This window comes from Legionella gresilensis (genome assembly GCF_900639865.1).
In the GTDB taxonomy this organism is placed as follows: domain Bacteria; phylum Pseudomonadota; class Gammaproteobacteria; order Legionellales; family Legionellaceae; genus Legionella_C; species Legionella_C gresilensis.
Genome location: NZ_CAAAHX010000019.1, coordinates 17,303 through 35,506, shown reverse-complemented (window position 1 = coordinate 35,506; position 18,204 = coordinate 17,303). Strand labels below are relative to the sequence as shown.

Below are 18,204 nucleotides of genomic sequence, written 5' to 3'. Positions count from 1 at the left end.
GCTTGAATTTGGGCGCGCTTATCAACTCGGGCGCATTGGAGGCAACTTTCTGTTTGCTAGTCCGTGTGTTAGTCTTCATATGCCTGATGCTCAATCACTGCCGTTAATGCTTTATACTCATGAAGAGCTGTTTGGAAAAAATAGTCTTGAATCAGTAGCAACTGATAAAGGCTATTACGCTTACAATAATGAGCAGTTGTTAATCCAAATGAACGTGCCTGATATTTATTTGTCTCGTCCAAGGCGAGAACTCAATGCCCCTAAAGAAACCGCCTCGTTTGCAACACGCCTCGCCTTACACAATCGGCGAGCCGGCATTGAAGCATTAATTAGTCATGCAAAAGGTGGCGGTCAATTAGAACGAAGTCGTATGAAGTCAGATAATACAACATTGAGTGCGGGTTATGCGGCGGTATTAGGCTTTAATCTCAGGCAATTGACCCGCTATTTGACAGGCGAGGTGCATCTAAAAACGGTAAAATCGATTGAAAAAATACCAAAAAGATGTATTCTAGACAATGAAATAACAAATCCTCTATCCGCTTAGTGACAAGACAGAGCAGCTTGTTTGACATATTTAAAATAGTGCTAAAATTAGTTCTAATTGATAGGCGTTTAAACTAAACATTTCGCGACAGCGACGGCTTATCCACAAAAACAGTGGATAAGCATGTGGAGAAGGGTAATTAATCCTTTTATTCTAGAGGATTTTATATGATGCTTATATTTTACATTGTTGTTTAACAGTCAGTCAGCTAGTTGACTTGAATGGCAATATAATTTAGCACATTAACTTTAAAGAACAACCGATTAACCTGAGCTAACCATTCTACTAATTTAAAGAAAAAACTATCTATTTTACTAAGTTTTTAGTACTTTGCTGACAAGGTTAATGAGCTTATCAAAATTGTAATCTTTACTATCTATGTTGGAGAAAATAATTAATGAAATACAATAAGCCATGGTTGTATTTAGGAGTCATTGTAGGATACTTATTTGGTTTCATTTATTTTGCTTTTGGCGTTTATACTCATAGTCACGGCAAACAAAAAGAACCAGATAGATACGAGAATCATTTGGTTAGCAATTTGCAATAATATTAAGGAGTTAGAATGAAAAAAGAAGGGCAGATTATCTGTCTTAGTAAAATTCCTCAATTATTTCTTGGTTTTTTAATTGGGCTTGTGCTGTGCGGTTTAACGCTCATGGTTTTATTAGTTCTTAATTAAATTAAACGAGAATTGTCTTCCCTTCCTTCTATCAATTAGTTCAGTATAGGGGTTTCCCAAGCTTTGCCCTCTGATATAGTTAAAATCTTTATCTGGGCTATATAACATAACTTCTTTAAGTCTTTTTCAAAGCATCAAACTTAATTCTCTAAACCAAGACAATGCTCTATTTCTTACACTGTAAATCTTGATTTTTTCTTAAATTGATTGCAAACCCTTTAAGCTATGAGAAAAACTTGTTTGAGTGGCTTGAATGACCATTCTCAATGAAAGGCTCTAATGAACCATCCCACTCCTCAGTTAGCAATTTATTATTATCAGCTATGTTCAAATTGACTGGTTGCACTAGATGGAGGATTCATTACATGGCTGCTTAAAGCTATCAGCCATGATGAATATATTTATATGGAAAATTAACTAATAACACACCCTTTTTGAAGTGAGGAGGCAGATTTTTTTTCTTCTAAAAAATCTAGATTGGCATAGTCAATAGATCCATACACTTTGAATTTCCCTATGTCTGAAAGATGAATTTTCAAAGCCCCTTCTACGGGAATAACATGACTACGATCTGTTGCAAAGTATTTGATATTCGTTGTTCTTTCATTCCACTCAGTTGCATCAGAGCTACGGCCACGATTAATTACTAAATCCTCATTGATAAACATAGTATTATCGACCTGACCCAAATAGATAACCTTGAATACACCAGGTTGGTAAACTTCAGTTCCTTCCAAAAGCGGATCTCCCGTTCTTAATGATCTTAAATATTCAAGTGCTTCATACTCGGTATTAAATAACTTAATTTTTTGAATATTTAAACCAGAAAATGAGTCATGTATTTCTCTATTGGGTATTATCTTTCTATAATTCATCCCAAAATTCATCTCAAGGAAAGATGGTTTTGGATTGGTAATTCGGATTGGGTTACCCACAGAGTAAAAAATATTTTCCTTATATACTTTTTTCATTCGCTCAATTTCTTCAAGACCCAACTGATTAAAACGTTTATTGACTTGGGTAGTAAGGCGCAATTCTTTTTGATTAAAAAAGCTAAACACATATTTTTGTATGGCTAATGGCAACTTTTTTTCAAAATCACTAGGCTCAATAATTGAACCAACCTTCACTGCTTTATGATGTTTCATATTTTACTCTCTTGCATTTAATTTTGGCAGTATTATACCAGTAACTGAATATAAAATATCTTTTTTCGTTTATCATACCGTGGTATTTTGTATAGCCTAAAACGACCGTTTTTTATTATATAATTTGTATACAGTTTTCACTTTATATATTTAATATGTTCTGTATAATTTAATTCTTAAATAAGGTTAATTATTAACATGCATCTTAAATGGATAAATTATGTCCAAAACCATTGCCTATATTCGCGCATCAACAGATAAACAAGATTTGAACAATCAAAAATTGGAAATTTATGAGTTTGCTAAAAAAAATAAATTAGTAGTGGATGATTTTATCCAGATGACTATTTCCAGTCGGAAAACGATTAAAGAGCGGCGTATCGATGAAATGCTTTCTATTCTTAATGATGCCGATACCCTGATTGTTACAGAACTTAGTCGTCTAGGTCGAAGTACGGCAGAGGTGATTGGGCTTATCAATGAGTTAATCAAAAAACAAGTTCGAGTCATTGCTATCAAACAAGGTCTTGATATGAAGCAGCATGATATGACCTCTAAAGTGATGATTACGCTTTTTTCATTATTTGCTGAACTTGAGCGTGATTTAATTAGCATGCGGACTAAAGAGGCGCTCGCCAGCAAACGAAGAGAAGGGATTCGCCTAGGTAAGCCCAAAGGAACGATTCAAAAAAGCAAGTTCGATAAAGATGTCGATAAAATCAGAGAACTATTAAAATTAGGACTATCAGTTAGAAAAATTGCTTCCTATTTAGGTTATAGTAATCATATTGGCCTTAACATGTATGTTAAGAAACATAACCTTAGACAAGCAGCTTCTGTATCATGACTGATAAGCATTCAAATCGCTATGCTGTGCCTTAAGATGAGAATTTTGAACCTGGCGCGGAAGAGGGCATACTTAAAAATTTTCTAAAGATTAAATCCAAAGATAAAATAGAAATTATTGAGGAACAGGAATTACAACGAACTGAATTAGAATTGCTAGAAATTTTTGATGAAAATCATTGTTTCAGTGCTGAAGATTTATGTAATATTCATGAATTATGGCTTGGAGATGTTTATCCTTTTGCTGGGAAATACAGAACAGTTAATATGGAAAAAGCAGGGTTTCCTTTTGCTCCAGCAATAAATATCGCTAAACTAATGGTAGCATTTGAGAAAGAATACCTCTCTAACTATACACCATGCCATTATACTGATCTAGATGAACTAGCTTATGCACTAGGTGTTGTACATGTTGAATTTATTATTATTCATCCCTTTCGCGAAGGAAATGGGCGCACGGCACGCTTATTAGCTGACTTAATGGTTATGCAAGCAAAAAAGCCGCCCTTAAATTATACTGCCATTGATCAAACACAAAATCCCGAAGGATTCTCTCACTATATTCTCGCAATTCATGCTGGGTTTACAGGAGATTACTCTTTAATTAGTAGCATTTTTAAATTGTTAATAGAGCAATCTATTTAGATGTTTTATAGATTTTTTTCTTGCCCTGTGAAGGTATATTAAAAGATTGGAGAACAAGGTTTTTTTCATAAATGCCTTCAACGCCACACGATGTTCTTACGGAGCGCTGTACTAGACGCTTACGATTGTCAGCATCTTTTAAATAGGGATTTGTATTGATAAGAGTTTGTTTTTTCATAATTAAAGTATAACACATTTAAGCTTTTGTCTTAAAGGAATATAAAACAATACGTAACCCTAAATAGTCGTTTTGCCAGACTTTTCTAACCTTAACGTTTCTATTTAATTTTTTTCCATTTTATTTCAATGCCAAGTTCGTATTCTTCGCCTTCTTCTTCATACTCAAATTCCACATACACATCAACTGGCACATAAATACGTTTTTTGTGTATTTGTAGTTGAAAGCCTTTGTTTTGCTCAATAGCCGCTGCAATTCGTCGCAATTTATTGGCAACTGCTGATGAGCCGTATATCTTTTCCAGTTCTATTGTCTCTTTTTCTGTCATAAAAACCTCCAAATTCTAGCGCGTTATATTCAAATTAAATGATTTAAAAATCATTATTAACTATAGTTAGCACAGAACGTTAACAGTTTAATTGTTGTGAATAGATTTGATTTTTACCTGCTTTTTTGGCTTTATATAGTGTTTGGTCTGCTACGGAAACCACCTCATCAATTTCATTGGTACATACAGGCGGGATGCTAACAATCCCGATACTAATGGTTGGCTTTGCAAGTTTTACGTCTTGTTTAAATTTTTGTTGAATTTTGTTGCAAAGGGAAATGGTCTCTTCAAGTGAGATATTACTTAAAATAGCTGCAAATTCATCACCACCAATCCGGAAGGTGGCATCATTGGCGCGCCCAGCGGAATCTTTGATAGTGTTTGCTAACTCCTTTAAACATAAATCACCTGTAGGATGACCATGCTGGTCATTTATTTTTTTAAAGTCATCTACATCAATTAAAATTAAATTTAAGGGGTGATTATTTCGTTGGGCTCGTCTAAATTCTTCGTTAAATCGTTGATCAAAATAGCGGCGGTTATAAAGTCCTGTTAAGCCATCGGTAATCGCTGTGCGTTGAACTTCTTCTAAGGCTTTATCTTTTTCTTTGGTGAGTTCTATAGTTTCTTTTAATAACGTCGAAGGGAATTTAGCGGTAATGATTAGCATGATAACAAAAAGTAAGAACATAGAGGCTAAAATAGTATGGTCAAGGTCGCCTAGCCAATAATTGTAAAGAATAAGCGGTAAAAACATAGGAATCAGATAAGCGTAATAAGCCGGTAAATAAATGGAAAGCGAGGCAAGTGCTCCTGAGGCCATGCCACCTAAGGCGAGCGTAATCACGTTTTGATGCATGGCTAAAAAATAAGGGTAAAACCAAATATAACAGATTCCCCATAAGGCACCCATGAAGCCTGTTAAGAGGATAAAAGTAAATTTGATTCTATCTTTTTTTAAGAGGTAAGCGTGCTTATGAATACTTTGCTGGCTGTAAAACCAGCGAGTGAGACTTAAAAAGCAAATTAACCCATACCAAAGGGTTACTTCTATCACGGGAGCTTGCCGATATAACAAATAGCTCCAAATAAACGTGGATAAAAAAATATTAAATGGAATTGATTTCAATGAGCTTTGTAGAAGCAGCAAAAAACATTCATCCTGCAACTCAAAAATTCCTTTTTTCATCACCATCTCCCGCGTTTATCCATTCTAATTATAGAAAAGTCTTTCCATTTTAGTTGTATTTTATCGGCTAGTTACCAAGCAATGCTTAATCCAGACGCTTGGCTTTCTTGACCAGTCATTCATGGACTTAGCCTTAATCTAATTACACTGGCTATACTTAAGCTAGAACAACTATATAGGCGCAACTATGCTAGAGCGTTTAGTTTCTTTGGAGAAGGTAGATGAACTAGAACAAGCCTTGCTGCATCTAGTGCTTAACTTTTCCCAAGATGCCATCATCACTAAAACACTTCAAGGCTGTATTACCAGTTGGAATCCGAGTGCTGAGCGCCTTTTTGGCTACTTATCCCATGAAATCATTGGTCAGCCTGCAATGCGTTTAGTCCCACCAGAGCGCTTAGAGGAACACACTATTTTTTTAAAGCGTGTGTCCTTGGGTGAAAAAATAGAACAGTTTAAAACTGTTGTGTTAAGAAAAGATGGTCAAAAAATACCTGTGTCTTGTTGCTTTCTTCCCTTGAGAGATAATCAAGGTAGCATCGTGGGTGTTTTTAATATGGTTCGCGATATCACTAGCGATAAAAAAAGAGAAGAAACCGAGCAGCTATTAACCTCTATTATTAATTCTTCTGATGATGCGATTATTAGTAAAAATTTACAAGGTATTATCACCAGTTGGAATCCGGCAGCCACGCAAATCTTTGGCTATAGCGCGCCTGAAATCATAGGTAAATCCATTCTTATGTTAATTCCCTCAGACCGCTTCAATGAAGAAACCTATATATTAGAAAAGATAGCCTCAGGTGAGAAAGTTGACCATTTTGAAACGGTGCGCATCCGCAAAGATGGTAAGCCAGTGCATGTGTCTGTGTCTATCTCACCGATTAAAAATAAGGAAGGTATCATTATTGGGGCGTCTAAAATTGCACGTGATATTACCGAACTTACGCTGCAACGCTATTTAGCGACACATGATGCGTTAACAGGACTTCCTATTTTACGGCTCGCTTATGACCGACTGAACCGGGCGTGTGCGCATGCTAAACGCAATAAAACGAAAGTGGCCGTTTTATTCCTAGATTTAGATGGCTTTAAAGCCCTTAATGATACGTACGGCCATACCACAGGCGATGTGATGCTTAAAATCATTGCGGAGCGCTTAGCGAGTTGTTTGCGTGAGGAAGATACGGTGGCTCGCATTGGTGGCGATGAATTTTTAATCATTTTAGACAACATCTCAAACCAGCGCGTTATCAAATCGATTGTTAACAAAATCATTAAAACCATTAGTGAGCCAATTGACTATGATGACACTTTGTTCAAATTGAAAGCCAGCATCGGTGTTGCGCTTTATCCGGATGACAGTGAGGCACAAAATGAGTTAGTGCAATTGGCCGATAAAACCATGTATGCCGTGAAGAAACGGCAGAAAGAAGCTTATGGTTTTTATGCTGATTACAAAAAAAATCGGCTTGATAAGTAGTTACCCTTCCTAGCCTCAACCAACGCGTTTAAAGATGAACTAAGCCTATTGGGTTTTCCCGCGTATCTAGCTAAACTAACAATGAACGCTTTAAGACCACATGGCGGAATAGTATTTTTTGCAATGCGCCTTTTTATTATAGCTTTTAAAAATTAATAGGCTAACTTTATTATAGTGGTTGCGACTAAAAGGGAACAATATGCCAAGGAGAACTAAGTTAGCAACGGGATTAATTGACTTAAATCTAGCTTATCAAGCCCTTCATTCAGCCAACGATGGGATAACTATCGTTGACATGCAACAGAAAGATGAGCCGTTGATTTTTGTTAATCGTGCTTTTTTGCGAATGACAGGGTATAAGAAAAAAGAGGTACTTGGGAAAAATTGTCGGTTTTTACAAGGAAATCTTGCACAACAGCCTGAAGTTTTAAAGATTCGCAACGCGTTAAACAGCCATAAAAAATGCCGTGTTGTTTTAAAAAATGTTAAAAAGGATGGTTCATTATTTTTAAATGAATTGAGTCTTGCGCCTATTATAGAAGCTGATAAAACCGTATCGTATTATATTGGCATCCAAAAAGACGTAACCCATGAATTTTTACAGAAACAACAGATTGCTTACCTTGCTGACCATGATGAGTTAACAGGATTAGATAACTACAGAGGTTTTTTTGCAAAAATTAATGATCTTCTTGTAAGAGGAAAAAAACAAAATTTATATCTTGCGATTGGTATTGCAGATATCAATTCTTTTAAACAAATTAATGACCAATATGGCCATGTTAAAGGGAATAAAATTTTAAAGCTTATTGGCTTACATTGCGCTATTGAATTTAGAGACTATGACATTATTGCACGTTTTGGCGGCGATGAGTTTTGCTTTGCTTGTTTAACGCAGCATACACTGTCTAGCTTTTTTTACGAAAAGATTAATACTATTATCAATAAAGTTAATCACGATTTAGAGAACCCATTAGAAGTTTCAATGAGTGCAGGAATTCACATTGAAAAAATAACCACTAAAACGAGAATAGATAAATTAATTCATCTTGCAGATTGCAATATGTATAAAAATAAGCATTCTATTAATAATTAATGCGCTAGTTTAGTCATTAGTATTTATCTAGGCTCGGCGTTAAACAGACGAGACTCATCGGTTGATGTATTAGGCGTAATTGACTCAACAACACGGCTTTGTACCTGAGTCACTTTTAAGGTTCGCCCCAGCCACTGTTTGCCATTCATGCTTAATGCCTTTTCGGCTTCCTCTTGCGAAGAGAAGGTGATAAACGCTATCCCTTTTGACTGACCGGTAAAGCGGTCTTTCACCAAATCAAACTCAACGATTTTACCGTATTTACAAAATGCCGTTTCAATATCATGTGCCGTGGCCGAAAAGGGCAAATGTGCGATGTAGAGGGTTCTTTGGTTCATAGTAATGAGCTATTCCTTAAGCGTGACGAGCGCGCAATAACCTGGGAATAGAAAGAAAATTAACAGAAACAATTTAGAAGGCTTATTGTGCGCTTTTTTTAAAATTATCTTAGCTTAATTACCGAAGGTGAGCAATTGCGTGAGGCACCTAAATAGCCTAGCATGAACAACGTATAAGGTTCATTAAGACGTATTGCGTTGTCTTCCTTTTCATAAGATAATAACGTTTAAATCTAAATGATTTTTATTGATGTTAGATGTCTGCGTTATACCAACTTCTGTTTAAGAGCCAAGTTAAAAAACCATTAACTGACCAAGCGCTTACTCAATTAGCCAAGCTTTGTCGTTTCAAAAACTTTACCCATCAATTAAGCGGTCTTTTAGTTTACTCTAATGAGCATTTCTATCAACTACTCGAGGGAAGACTTGAGTCGCTTGAAAGCGTTTATCAGTGTATTTTACAAGATAGGCGTCACCAAAAGGTGGTGTTACTTGCTAAAGAGCCTATAGCTGAGCGCACGTTCTGGCGCTGGCATATGAAGCGTGCTGTTATCGATGATAAAGGGGATATAAGAGCACAGCTGATTGCGCAGATGCAAAAGGATAATCTCTTAGCAAGTACTAACAAAAATGATGGAGGCTTTATCCTTAAACCCTTTTCTAATATGCTTTTTAAGCAAGTAGTAAAATCGTCTTCTACTCTATAATCATTAACTAGTTACGTACCTATTTAAACTAACCGGGTATGGTCTAATTGGTAATTTTCTCTAGAAATATCGCTCATGATTTTAATAACTTGGCCATAATAACCTAGTTGTCCTAGGACTACTCGGTTGATGATAGGGTTGTAGCTTTAAACAGTCTTTGTGGTCTAAAGGCTGATTAACTAACTCATTGACTCGTTTATCGCCATTTGAATGATAAAAAAGAGTGATGTGGGGATTAAATTTATCTTCTGCACTTATGACGCCAAATTTATCTAATTGTTGTTGCTCCTCTAACGACATAGTAGGGTATCGGTCTTTAAATTGCTGCAACATCCCTTGCCGGTAAGGTAAGCACACCTTAACAATATTATGATGTAATAATTGCAATGCGCTACTTGGTTGGATCTCCCAAAACACATGTCTTTTTGTAGCTTTAAGTTCTTCTTTCATTGCAATGTCTAAAAAATTAAAGTTTTCTAAAATGTGCTTAATCTTAAAGAGTAGCTCGTCAACCGCACTTAATAGAAACCGACCTTGGAACAAACTAATATGATAACGTGTTTGAATATTTTCTTTTTCTGGCATAAGCGTTGCGATTAACTGATTAAAATGAGCCGCCATTTGCTCAATAGGCTTAGGTAGCTTAATAATAATGCCAATCTCAATGACCTGTGGCTCTAACGTGTTAAAGAACTGATTTTATTGATTATCAGGGATGTATGATACTGTAATTGACTTACTTATTAATTGCTTTTTGTTAAAACTATTTAATCAACTGTTTCGAACACACTGTTTATTTATATTTTATATTTAAACGCTTATTCTAATACCTAGTTATTGGTTATAAAAAGCTATTTTTAATAGAGATAGTCGTTACCTAAATCACGGTAAATGCTCATGTATGCCATGAAAATAATTAATAAATTAACAAACTAAAGGATGAGGTTAATGAATTTAAATTGCTTTTGCAGAAGTTTATTGGCGTTAATAATGACAACTACTATGTCCTTTGCTTCTGCTTTGGATACTGTGCAAGTGGATGTAGCACCCTACCTTTGGGCTACCAGCATGCAAGGCACCGTTCAGGTGGGTCCTAAAAGAGTTTCTATTTCGCAGTCATTTTTTGACTTGATGAAGCATTTTGAAGGTGGGGGCATGCTTTTTGTGAATGTGCATCAAAATAGATGGGGTTTATTTGGTAATGCCTTATACTCTGTTTTGGAAGATAGTCACGATTTTCATAAAGATAATCATGACTTTCATAAGATACGTGTTAGAGCACGTAATAATTTTGGTATTGTTAGTGGCGGATTGTCTTATACTTTTTTCTTAAAACCGGTTTTTGATACGCCAAGTCCTGACCTCACTTTAGAGTTATTAGCTGGCGCAAGAGCTACCTTTAATGATACTAACGTCACACTTGGTCATTTTGCTTTTAAAGATAATAAATTATGGACCGATCCAATCGTTGGTGCGCGAGTAACAGTTCCTCTAAAACCTCGGATTCATTTTATTGCCGAGGCTGATGCAGGTAAAGTTCATTCCCATCATAGTTATGATGCACAAGCTTACTTAGGTTATCAACCAGTCAACCCATTATTATTTAATAATGTAACCTTATATGTGGGGTATCGTTATTTACATCAATACTTTTCCACCGGACATAAACTAAACTATTACCTTTGGGACATGGCTATTAAAGGCCCCGTGTTAGGTTTTAAAGCGATGTTTTAAAAGCCAAAAGTTAATTTAAATGACATTAGTGCCATTTTTGTAATTACTATTTAACCTTTAATAGCGGTAATCATTAGCAGCATAAATCTTTCCGCTAACAACCGTTCCCCACACCGGAATGTCTTTTAAATCAGTGGGCGGTGTTGTATAAGGATCGTTATCAAGGACTGCAAAATCGGCCCATTTACCAGGCGTAATACTGCCAATTTTATCATCCACGCCTAAGGTATACGCTGCATCGATGGTAATCATACGTAAAGCCTGATTCAGGCTTACGCGTTCAGCCGGTCCGTGGACTTTTCCTGAAAGACCAAACCGATTAACAACCATCCAAACTTCTTTAAGAGGTTCAGGGGAGGAAACAGGGGTATCGGAGTGGAGAGAAGTGGGTACCCCTGCGCTCACCAGCGTATGAAAAGCGGCTGCGGTATCAGCGCGCTCAGTCCCAATTTTTGCTTCATTTATTTCAGCGCGAGCATACAAATAACTAGGATTGACACTCACAACGCCGCCTAATTGTTTAAGGGTTTTAGCCATAGCGGGGGTTGAGATGCCATAGTGTTCTACAGAAAAGCGATGGTCAAACCGCGGTTTTCGTTGCATAAGCTCGGCAAGGGCACGAATGGTAGAAGCGTTTCCACCATTGCCATTGGAATGAACATGAATATTGAATCCTGCATCCCACCATGGAGAAATAACCGCAGCAAGCTGATTAGGCGGGGTGATGTATTGACCTTGATGCCCATCGATGTAGCCCGGATTTTCTACTACCATATTCAAACTTACAAAGGCATCATCAGAAAAAAACTTAACGCCCTTAAACATTAATTTATCCGTACTTTCTTTTTGTAAGCTTTTTACAAAATCAACAGCTTGGTCTTTTTTATCCCGACTGGCACTTACTGCATCGGTAATAGCCACTAAACGCATGGGCGTTTTGGGATTATTAAAATACTTATTATAAAGCGCATGCTCCAATTGAAAATCGATGATACCAAAGGTTAATTCAGTAGTGGTGGTAATGCCATTACGATGACTTAAATCCATTAAGAACTTCACATTTTTATAGGCATCTTCTGGTGTTGTTGTTGCAGCAAAGACTTTTTTTAGAATAAAGGTAGCTGCGGTAACGCCATAAAACTGGCCGTTAGGTTGACCCTTTTTAGTTAATTTAAGCCCATCAATTTGCCTATCGTTGCTGGTGATGTGAAAAGCGTTGAGAGCCGCTGTATTAGCAAAAGCAATATGTTCTGAAGCGTCCCATACAATAAGCGGAAGCGTAGGCGACACCTTGTCTAATTCATTCGCATCTAATGAGCTTCCCATAGCAATGATGTCATAACCCCATACTAAAAGAGGTTTGTTAGGGTCTTTATGGTCTGCTACATATTTTTTTAATCTGTCCATTGCTTGCGCTTTGGTTTTTACGCCAGGAAAAGGTGGCCCATAAGGATTAGGTGTAGGTAGGTAAGTGAGCAAGGGGCGCGACATGGCTGTACCGCCAATTAAGGGGTGACCATGAGGCTCAATAAAGCCCGGCAGCAAAATTTTTTGTTCAAATGTTTTATCAAGTTTATAAGGATAAGTCGTTAACCATGGTTTTAGATCGTCTAATGATCCAACAGATAAAATCTTACCATCTTTAACAGCCACGGCTGTTGCCGTGGGCCACGCAGGGTCCATAGTAATAATTTTTTTTGCTATAAAAACAGTGATTGGATTGGTGTCATTTTTATCGACAGACCATGAAAGTGGGCTTATGGCAATAAGTAAAACGCTTAGTATTGGCTTAAACATTAATGTAACATTCCGTTGCTTTAGGATGAAATAATCCTATCAAACATCGTTAGCTGTAACAACAAACTTCATTACGAAAGGCACCATTCATTCTTATTGGTTTATGGTAAAAATAAATAGAGATGTCATATTGATCAATTCTGCTTTTTAGATTGAGGCAAGGTTATATTCAGTTTAGTTTATTTTTAAACTTGATTATTTAAGTAGGTTTAAAAAGTTAATGTGCTAAATTTGGTATTGGCAAATTAGATAAGTGGAGGTTTAAAATTAAATCACCTCAACTTGCAAGCCTTTTCTTCCTTGGCCAATGATAAAGCTAACCCGCTCACCTTCAGTTAAGCTTTTAAAACCAGTTGTTTGAAATTGCGCTAACATGAACAAAATAATCTTGGCACGACTTTCAATAAAGCCAAATCCTTCATCCTCCTTAAACCATTTAACCACCCCAAGAGCTTTATCTAACATGAAATTAGATACCCTAAAATTTAAATAGTTATTTTAGCACTTTTATAAAACGCGAATTCTGCTTAAGGAGTAATTGAAAAAAAGGCCTCCCTATGATCAAATTCGTTGCGGAAACAATAAAAATGATCTGGAGGCCTACAATGAATTTAGAGGAAATATTCTGTCTTGTCGATGATTTTTGTCAAGCATTTATACCTTTGTGGGAAAAGATGCTTTTAGCTGATGGCAAGCGTCAACGTAAACGGTCAGGCAACTTAAGTGAAAGTGAATTCCTAACCATTTATCTATTATTTCAAACATCCGGTTATCGAGATTTCAAGCACTATTATCATAGAGAAGTTTTACAAGGGCATTTAAGAAAAGCTTTTCCTAAAGCGCTATCGTATACGCGATTTATAGCAAGACTGCCAAGGATGTTTGTTCCTTTATGTGCTTTTTTACAAAGCCTATGCGTGCCTTTTGATGGCCTTGGCTTTATTGATTCAACCGCTATTGCTGTTTGCCATAACAAAAGGACATCCAGCCACGCTGTTTTTCGAGAGTTTGCAAAGCTTGGAAAAACGACTAAAGGGTGGTTTTATGGATTTAAACTGCATCTTATCTCTAATAGTCAGGGACAATTATGTGCTTGCAAACTAACCCCAGGTAATTGTGATGACCGAAAACCAGTAGAGCAGATGACACGTGATATGATTGGAAAGCTATTTGCTGACAAAGGGTATATTGATCAAAAGCTCAACCAGACTCTACTCGATAGAGGATTGCAATTGATTACAGGGATTAGAAAGCGAATGAAAAATAAGCTTATGCCCCTTATGGATAAGATTTTACTACGTAAACGTGGCCTTATTGAAAGTACTAATAGGGGTATCGACCCCATTCGTGTCAAAATTTACGGTTTAGAGTCAAAGACTGCCTCAATATTATGCCCACTCGGGTCAATTATAAAAGCAGCGTAATAGTTTTGAGTATAGTGAGGCCTGAGTCCTGGTTCACCATTACATTGACCACCAGCTTCAATGGCTGATATATAAAACTCTTTAACTTGATCTTTATTCTTTGCACGAAACGCAATGTGGCAAGGTGTTATTTTATCTTGGTTTTGATGTTGAGCAATTTCAAAAAGAGCGCCATTGCCGATATCAAATGACCAGAATTTTCCCTGTTCCCCAAAAGCAATGCGATAACCAAAAGCAGTAAACGCTTTTTCATAAAAATTCTTACTTTCTACTAAGTCGCTTACATATATCAAAACATGATCAATCATTTGCTCTTACTCTAATAAGTTTAATTGTCAGGTTGAAGTGTACTCTAAACTGACGTCAGATATAAATAACTTTATATGTCAATTTAGGGTTAATAATTAATTTAATTGACACATTAATATTAACCTCTTAAACTTCAACCTGACACTTTTGTATTTAAATGGATAAAATAATGTCAGGAAAAAAAATAGGTTATATTCGAGTCAGCAGTTTTGATCAAAATCCAGAAAGGCAACTCGAAGGCGTAAGCGTACATAAAAAATTTATTGATAAAGCATCTGGAAAAAATACTGCCCGGCCCCAACTTGAAGCCTTGCTTGATTATGCTCGTGATGGTGATGTTATTGTTGTGCATAGCATGGATCGTCTAGCACGTAATTTAGATGACTTACGTAGGTTAGTGACTCATTTAACTTCCCAACAAATTAAAATCGAGTTTTTGAAAGAGGGGTTAACCTTTACGGGCGAAGATTCACCTATGTCAACGTTACTGTTATCTGTTATGGGCGCCTTTGCTGAATTTGAGCGCTCGCTCATTAAAGAGCGCCAAATGGAAGGCATTGCTCTTGCTAAAAAACGTGGTACCTACAAAGGACGTAAAGCGGCGCTTTCAAAAGAACAAATTGACGAAATTAAAATTCGCGTTGCTAATGGTGATAAGAAAAGCCATATTGCATCCGATTTAGGCATTAGTCGAGAAACGTTATACCAATATTTAAGAAAACAAGACTAATTTATTAATGAAACAGCAGTCAAATCTTTCTGAAGATGAAATTATTCGCGATTGGTCTTTAAATACAGAGGATGCGAGTTTCATTAAAAAATTCAAGAAACAGTATCAATTATGGGTTTTTCTACAAGTTTGTGCCTTGAGATTATTTGGCCAATTACTAGATAATCCTAACACGCTTGATACGCGTATTATTGGGCATGCTTGTAAATTATTAAGGTTAGACATTGTAGGCACCGTCAATTTGCCCAGGCGCGATGCCACTAGAACTGACTACAAGAAATCAATTTTTTCGCATTTAAATTTCAAGCTTTTCAATGATACCAAACCTATCTTTTATAACTGGTTAAAACAAAAAATGCAGACTGGAATGCTGATTCCAGAAAAACTAGTCCCAGAGGCCGAAGCTTTTTTAATTGCTAGCAAAGTTGTTTTGCCAACGCTGTATTATTTGAAACGTGAAATTAATTCTTTTTGCTCGCAGCATCAAGAGAAAGTATTTGCTCAAATTTATCAGCAGCTATCTGAAGTATTAATCCATGCGATTGACGAGACGCTTGAGATTATTCCTAATGAAGACATTACGTGGTTTCAAAAATTTAAAGAATATCCAAGCTCCAGTAGTATTTCAGTGCTGCAAGACTATTTCGAACGCTATCAAAAGCTTGAAAAGATAGATTTATCTGTAGTCGATACTAGCACAATAGAGCAGGATCTTGCTAAACACTTTTATCAACTTGCCAAGCATTATGATGCTTACAAGATAAAGCGCTTTAAACCACCAAAGCGTTATGCATTGATGGTTTTATTTTTGGTAGAATCAAAAAAAGTCCTTATGGATTACCTTATCCAATTACACGATCAATACATTTCCAATATATGCCGTGAGTGCCGAAACACCCATCTTAAAAATTTGAAGCTTTATAAGCATAAAAATGAGCGAGCTATTGATAAGATCGAGCGATTTATTGACTTTATTTTGGCTCAAGAAGATGATTACAACTTATTAGTTGGCGATCTTTATTCGCGTTCAACCCAAAAGTCTGACCTACAGCGGGCTAGAAATGATATGCACGAATACCAGGTGTTGAGCCGTTTTGGTTATGCTAAGCTCATTCAAAACCGTTATAGCAGTATGCGTCGTTATTTTGCTAATTTTATTCAATTGCCTTTTTTGATTGAAAGGGGTAGCTCTTCATTACATCAATCAATTGAGTTGGTCCGCAAACTCGATAAGCAAGAAATGACTAAGATACCCAATGACATGGACACCAGATTTATGGATGGGCAGTTAACCATTGCCATGCGAGAGAAAAATGGAGAAATTAAACGCAATCTTTGGGAAATGGGACTTGCTATTGCTATTAAGGATGGTTTTCGATCGGGTGATTTATACGTCGAGCATAGTAATAAATATGCTTCTTTCTGGAACTTAATCTATCAAGATTGTGAGTGGCAGCAAGAAAAAGAAAACAGTTATCAAGCACTAGAGATTACACAAGATGCAAAGCTTGCAGTAGGCAAAATTGTTGAGAACTTTCATCGTTCAGCTATGGTTGCTGTCAACCGCTTTAAAAACGATGATTTTGCTGGCATTAAAAACGCCAAGCTATTTCTAAAAAGAAAAGACAAAATTGCTATTCCCGATGATGCAGAGCGATTACAAGCACTGATCAATTCATACATGCCGAAAATAAAAATAGAGCAACTGTTAATTGAAGTTGATAACCTAACTGGATTTACTAAACATTTTACCCCAATTCATGGACAAAAAGGGAGGCCACAGAATTTTTATAAAACCTTGATTGCTAGCATTCTGGCACAAGCTACTAATATTGGCCTTGTAACCATGGAGAATTGCACACCAGATATTACCGCAAAGATGATGCGTCATGTGACCGATACCTGCATTCGGGAAGAAACAATTAAAGCTGCTAATGCAGAATTGGTGAATCAACATACTCAATTAGATTTAAGCCAAAACTACGGTGATGGTAAAATGTCATCCTCAGATGGTCAACGCTTTATTATTACTGCAAGTAGCCTACTATCGTCATACTATCCAAGATACGCGGGATACTACGATAAAATGATTGGCATCTACACGCATACGTCAAATCAGCTATCAGTACTTAATACGCAAGCTATTTCATGCGCACCACGTGAATCGCTTTATGTCATTGATGGTTTGTTAGATAACAACACAATCCTCGCCATTAAAGAACATACTACGGATACAGAAGGCTTCACTGAGCACGTGTTTGCACTATGTTATTTACTAGGTATTCGATTTATGCCAAGAATTAAAGATCTAAAATCTCAGCAACTTTATCGTATTGATAAAGAAATTGCTTATGGTGAATTAGATGCACTACTAACGAAAACTGCTCCTATTGAGCCAGTGATAGAGCAGTTTGACCAAATGGTACGAGTGGCAGCCTCTTTAAAAAAGAAGCTAAGTCCTGCTCATGAAATTATTAGACGGTTATCGAAAGGCTCACCATCTGACAAACTATCAAAAGCGTTTACACAATTAGGCCGCATACTTAAAACAGAATATATTTTACAATACATCTCCGACAGTGGCCTGAGAGATAAAGTACAGCGCCAATTAAACAAAGGGGAACATCGCCATCAATTAGCACGCTGCATTTTCTTTGCAAACCAAGGAAAATTTCAAGTTGGTGACTACGAAGAAATCATGAATAAAGCAAGCTGCTTAAGTCTAGTATCGAACGCTGTATTGTATTGGAATACAGTGAAGATGACAAAAATCATTGCCCAGCTTAAAAACCATGGCGAAGTTATAAGTGATAATACTTTAACTCACATATCACTTTTACTACACAAGCATTTGATTACGATGGGAACCTATTTTACGAATGCTACTATTGTTTCACCTGAAATAGAGGACGTGGGAGAATTTACGGTTTCAGATCAAATTTAAGCGTCAAACCGTAAATTTTGACACGAATGGGGTCGATACCCCGTCTTTGACCAAATCATTAATTATTAAGTTTTAACCT

At 36.5% G+C, this 18,204-nt stretch carries 18 protein-coding genes and 1 pseudogene; 10 read left to right on the top strand and 9 right to left on the bottom strand.

The window, feature by feature from the left end; all coding sequences use genetic code 11:
• Positions 1-547, top strand: a pseudogene (locus E1P04_RS15995) (transposase); the annotation flags it as partial.
• Positions 548-1,642: 1,095 nt separating this feature from the next.
• Here E1P04_RS15995 and E1P04_RS15990 read toward each other — a convergent pair.
• On the bottom strand, positions 1,643-2,377 hold the full coding sequence (locus tag E1P04_RS15990) for a hypothetical protein (RefSeq protein WP_131783879.1): 735 nt from the start codon (positions 2,375-2,377) through the stop codon (positions 1,643-1,645).
• A gap of 220 nt (positions 2,378-2,597) precedes the next feature.
• Between E1P04_RS15990 and E1P04_RS15985 the strand changes: the two genes are divergently transcribed.
• Together E1P04_RS15985 and E1P04_RS15980 are read left to right on the top strand one after the other, a co-directional pair.
• The gene (locus E1P04_RS15985; RefSeq protein ID WP_115332893.1) at positions 2,598-3,224 is read left to right on the top strand and encodes a recombinase family protein; all 627 of its coding nucleotides are present in this window, start codon (positions 2,598-2,600) and stop codon (positions 3,222-3,224) included.
• Between the two features lie 152 nt (positions 3,225-3,376).
• Complete coding sequence (locus E1P04_RS15980) at positions 3,377-3,868, top strand: Fic/DOC family protein (protein WP_207386051.1); 492 nt, start codon at positions 3,377-3,379, stop codon at positions 3,866-3,868.
• On the opposite strand, the gene E1P04_RS15975 is transcribed toward E1P04_RS15980, so the two are convergent.
• The 3 genes from E1P04_RS15975 to E1P04_RS15965 all read right to left on the bottom strand — a co-directional run bounded on the left by E1P04_RS15975 (position 3,861) and on the right by E1P04_RS15965 (position 5,563).
• The gene (locus E1P04_RS15975) at positions 3,861-4,046 is read right to left on the bottom strand and encodes a hypothetical protein (RefSeq protein ID WP_131740710.1); all 186 of its coding nucleotides are present in this window, start codon (positions 4,044-4,046) and stop codon (positions 3,861-3,863) included. The genes E1P04_RS15980 and E1P04_RS15975 overlap by 8 nt on opposite strands.
• A gap of 100 nt (positions 4,047-4,146) precedes the next feature.
• Positions 4,147-4,374 carry an amphi-Trp domain-containing protein gene (locus tag E1P04_RS15970; RefSeq protein WP_115332890.1) on the bottom strand — a complete coding sequence of 76 codons (228 nt, stop codon included), beginning with the start codon at positions 4,372-4,374 and terminating at the stop codon, positions 4,147-4,149.
• Positions 4,375-4,453: 79 nt separating this feature from the next.
• On the bottom strand, positions 4,454-5,563 hold the full coding sequence (locus E1P04_RS15965) for a GGDEF domain-containing protein (RefSeq protein ID WP_160116245.1): 1,110 nt from the start codon (positions 5,561-5,563) through the stop codon (positions 4,454-4,456).
• Positions 5,564-5,750: 187 nt separating this feature from the next.
• On the opposite strand from E1P04_RS15965, the gene E1P04_RS15960 reads away from it, so the two are divergent.
• Positions 5,751-7,046, top strand: coding sequence for a sensor domain-containing protein (locus E1P04_RS15960; protein ID WP_131783877.1), 1,296 nt, complete (start codon positions 5,751-5,753; stop codon positions 7,044-7,046).
• Between the two features lie 199 nt (positions 7,047-7,245).
• Positions 7,246-8,142 (top strand): GGDEF domain-containing protein, encoded by an 897-nt coding sequence (locus E1P04_RS15955; RefSeq protein ID WP_115332887.1) that lies wholly within the window; start codon positions 7,246-7,248, stop codon positions 8,140-8,142.
• A 23-nt stretch (positions 8,143-8,165) separates the two neighbouring features.
• On the opposite strand, the gene E1P04_RS15950 is transcribed toward E1P04_RS15955, so the two are convergent.
• Entirely contained in the window at positions 8,166-8,480 is a 315-nt protein-coding gene (locus E1P04_RS15950; protein WP_115332886.1) for an RNA recognition motif domain-containing protein, read from the bottom strand.
• Positions 8,481-8,737: 257 nt separating this feature from the next.
• Here E1P04_RS15950 and E1P04_RS15945 point away from each other — a divergent pair, with 257 nt between their 5' ends.
• Positions 8,738-9,187, top strand: coding sequence for a BLUF domain-containing protein (locus tag E1P04_RS15945; protein ID WP_115332885.1), 450 nt, complete (start codon positions 8,738-8,740; stop codon positions 9,185-9,187).
• An 81-nt stretch (positions 9,188-9,268) separates the two neighbouring features.
• Here the strand turns inward: E1P04_RS15945 and E1P04_RS15940 are convergent, their stop codons facing one another.
• The gene (locus E1P04_RS15940; RefSeq protein WP_115332884.1) at positions 9,269-9,808 is read right to left on the bottom strand and encodes a hypothetical protein; all 540 of its coding nucleotides are present in this window, start codon (positions 9,806-9,808) and stop codon (positions 9,269-9,271) included.
• Positions 9,809-10,177: 369 nt separating this feature from the next.
• Between E1P04_RS15940 and E1P04_RS15935 the strand changes: the two genes are divergently transcribed.
• Positions 10,178-10,921 carry a hypothetical protein gene (locus E1P04_RS15935; protein ID WP_131740714.1) on the top strand — a complete coding sequence of 248 codons (744 nt, stop codon included), beginning with the start codon at positions 10,178-10,180 and terminating at the stop codon, positions 10,919-10,921.
• 57 nt (positions 10,922-10,978) lie between these two features.
• Here the strand turns inward: E1P04_RS15935 and E1P04_RS15930 are convergent, their stop codons facing one another.
• Positions 10,979-12,718, bottom strand: coding sequence for an amidohydrolase (locus E1P04_RS15930; protein ID WP_207386050.1), 1,740 nt, complete (start codon positions 12,716-12,718; stop codon positions 10,979-10,981).
• A 267-nt stretch (positions 12,719-12,985) separates the two neighbouring features.
• Positions 12,986-13,183, bottom strand: coding sequence for a cold shock domain-containing protein (locus tag E1P04_RS15925; RefSeq protein ID WP_115332882.1), 198 nt, complete (start codon positions 13,181-13,183; stop codon positions 12,986-12,988).
• 140 nt (positions 13,184-13,323) lie between these two features.
• On the opposite strand from E1P04_RS15925, the gene E1P04_RS15920 reads away from it, so the two are divergent.
• On the top strand, positions 13,324-14,142 hold the full coding sequence (locus E1P04_RS15920) for an IS982 family transposase (RefSeq protein WP_165482824.1): 819 nt from the start codon (positions 13,324-13,326) through the stop codon (positions 14,140-14,142).
• Here the strand turns inward: E1P04_RS15920 and E1P04_RS15915 are convergent.
• Entirely contained in the window at positions 14,076-14,450 is a 375-nt protein-coding gene (locus tag E1P04_RS15915) for a VOC family protein (protein ID WP_131783875.1), read from the bottom strand. The two genes, E1P04_RS15920 and E1P04_RS15915, sit on opposite strands and share 67 nt — an antisense overlap.
• A gap of 170 nt (positions 14,451-14,620) precedes the next feature.
• Here E1P04_RS15915 and E1P04_RS15910 point away from each other — a divergent pair, with 170 nt between their 5' ends.
• The gene (locus E1P04_RS15910; RefSeq protein WP_131783874.1) at positions 14,621-15,181 is read left to right on the top strand and encodes a recombinase family protein; all 561 of its coding nucleotides are present in this window, start codon (positions 14,621-14,623) and stop codon (positions 15,179-15,181) included.
• A gap of 7 nt (positions 15,182-15,188) precedes the next feature.
• Positions 15,189-18,125, top strand: a complete 2,937-nt coding sequence (locus E1P04_RS15905) for a Tn3 family transposase (protein WP_131783873.1) — start codon at positions 15,189-15,191, stop codon at positions 18,123-18,125.
• The last annotated feature ends 79 nt before the right edge of the window (positions 18,126-18,204 follow it).

Bases quoted from the DNA above. Each gene is read 5' to 3' on its own strand.
- E1P04_RS15945 (WP_115332885.1), top strand. From the start codon at position 8,738: ATGTCTGCGTTATACCAACTTCTGTTTAAGAGCCAAGTTAAAAAACCA.
- E1P04_RS15985 (WP_115332893.1), top strand. From the start codon at position 2,598: ATGTCCAAAACCATTGCCTATATTCGCGCATCAACAGATAAACAAGAT.
- E1P04_RS15970 (WP_115332890.1), bottom strand. From the start codon at position 4,374: ATGACAGAAAAAGAGACAATAGAACTGGAAAAGATATACGGCTCATCA.
- E1P04_RS15915 (WP_131783875.1), bottom strand. From the start codon at position 14,450: ATGATTGATCATGTTTTGATATATGTAAGCGACTTAGTAGAAAGTAAG.
- E1P04_RS15905 (WP_131783873.1), top strand. From the start codon at position 15,189: ATGAAACAGCAGTCAAATCTTTCTGAAGATGAAATTATTCGCGATTGG.
- E1P04_RS15940 (WP_115332884.1), bottom strand. From the start codon at position 9,808: ATGGCGGCTCATTTTAATCAGTTAATCGCAACGCTTATGCCAGAAAAA.
- E1P04_RS15955 (WP_115332887.1), top strand. From the start codon at position 7,246: ATGCCAAGGAGAACTAAGTTAGCAACGGGATTAATTGACTTAAATCTA.
- E1P04_RS15930 (WP_207386050.1), bottom strand. From the start codon at position 12,718: ATGTTTAAGCCAATACTAAGCGTTTTACTTATTGCCATAAGCCCACTT.
- E1P04_RS15925 (WP_115332882.1), bottom strand. From the start codon at position 13,183: ATGTTAGATAAAGCTCTTGGGGTGGTTAAATGGTTTAAGGAGGATGAA.
- E1P04_RS15975 (WP_131740710.1), bottom strand. From the start codon at position 4,046: ATGAAAAAACAAACTCTTATCAATACAAATCCCTATTTAAAAGATGCT.
- E1P04_RS15960 (WP_131783877.1), top strand. From the start codon at position 5,751: ATGCTAGAGCGTTTAGTTTCTTTGGAGAAGGTAGATGAACTAGAACAA.
- E1P04_RS15950 (WP_115332886.1), bottom strand. From the start codon at position 8,480: ATGAACCAAAGAACCCTCTACATCGCACATTTGCCCTTTTCGGCCACG.
- E1P04_RS15990 (WP_131783879.1), bottom strand. From the start codon at position 2,377: ATGAAACATCATAAAGCAGTGAAGGTTGGTTCAATTATTGAGCCTAGT.
- E1P04_RS15935 (WP_131740714.1), top strand. From the start codon at position 10,178: ATGACAACTACTATGTCCTTTGCTTCTGCTTTGGATACTGTGCAAGTG.
- E1P04_RS15910 (WP_131783874.1), top strand. From the start codon at position 14,621: ATGTCAGGAAAAAAAATAGGTTATATTCGAGTCAGCAGTTTTGATCAA.
- E1P04_RS15920 (WP_165482824.1), top strand. From the start codon at position 13,324: ATGAATTTAGAGGAAATATTCTGTCTTGTCGATGATTTTTGTCAAGCA.
- E1P04_RS15965 (WP_160116245.1), bottom strand. From the start codon at position 5,563: ATGAAAAAAGGAATTTTTGAGTTGCAGGATGAATGTTTTTTGCTGCTT.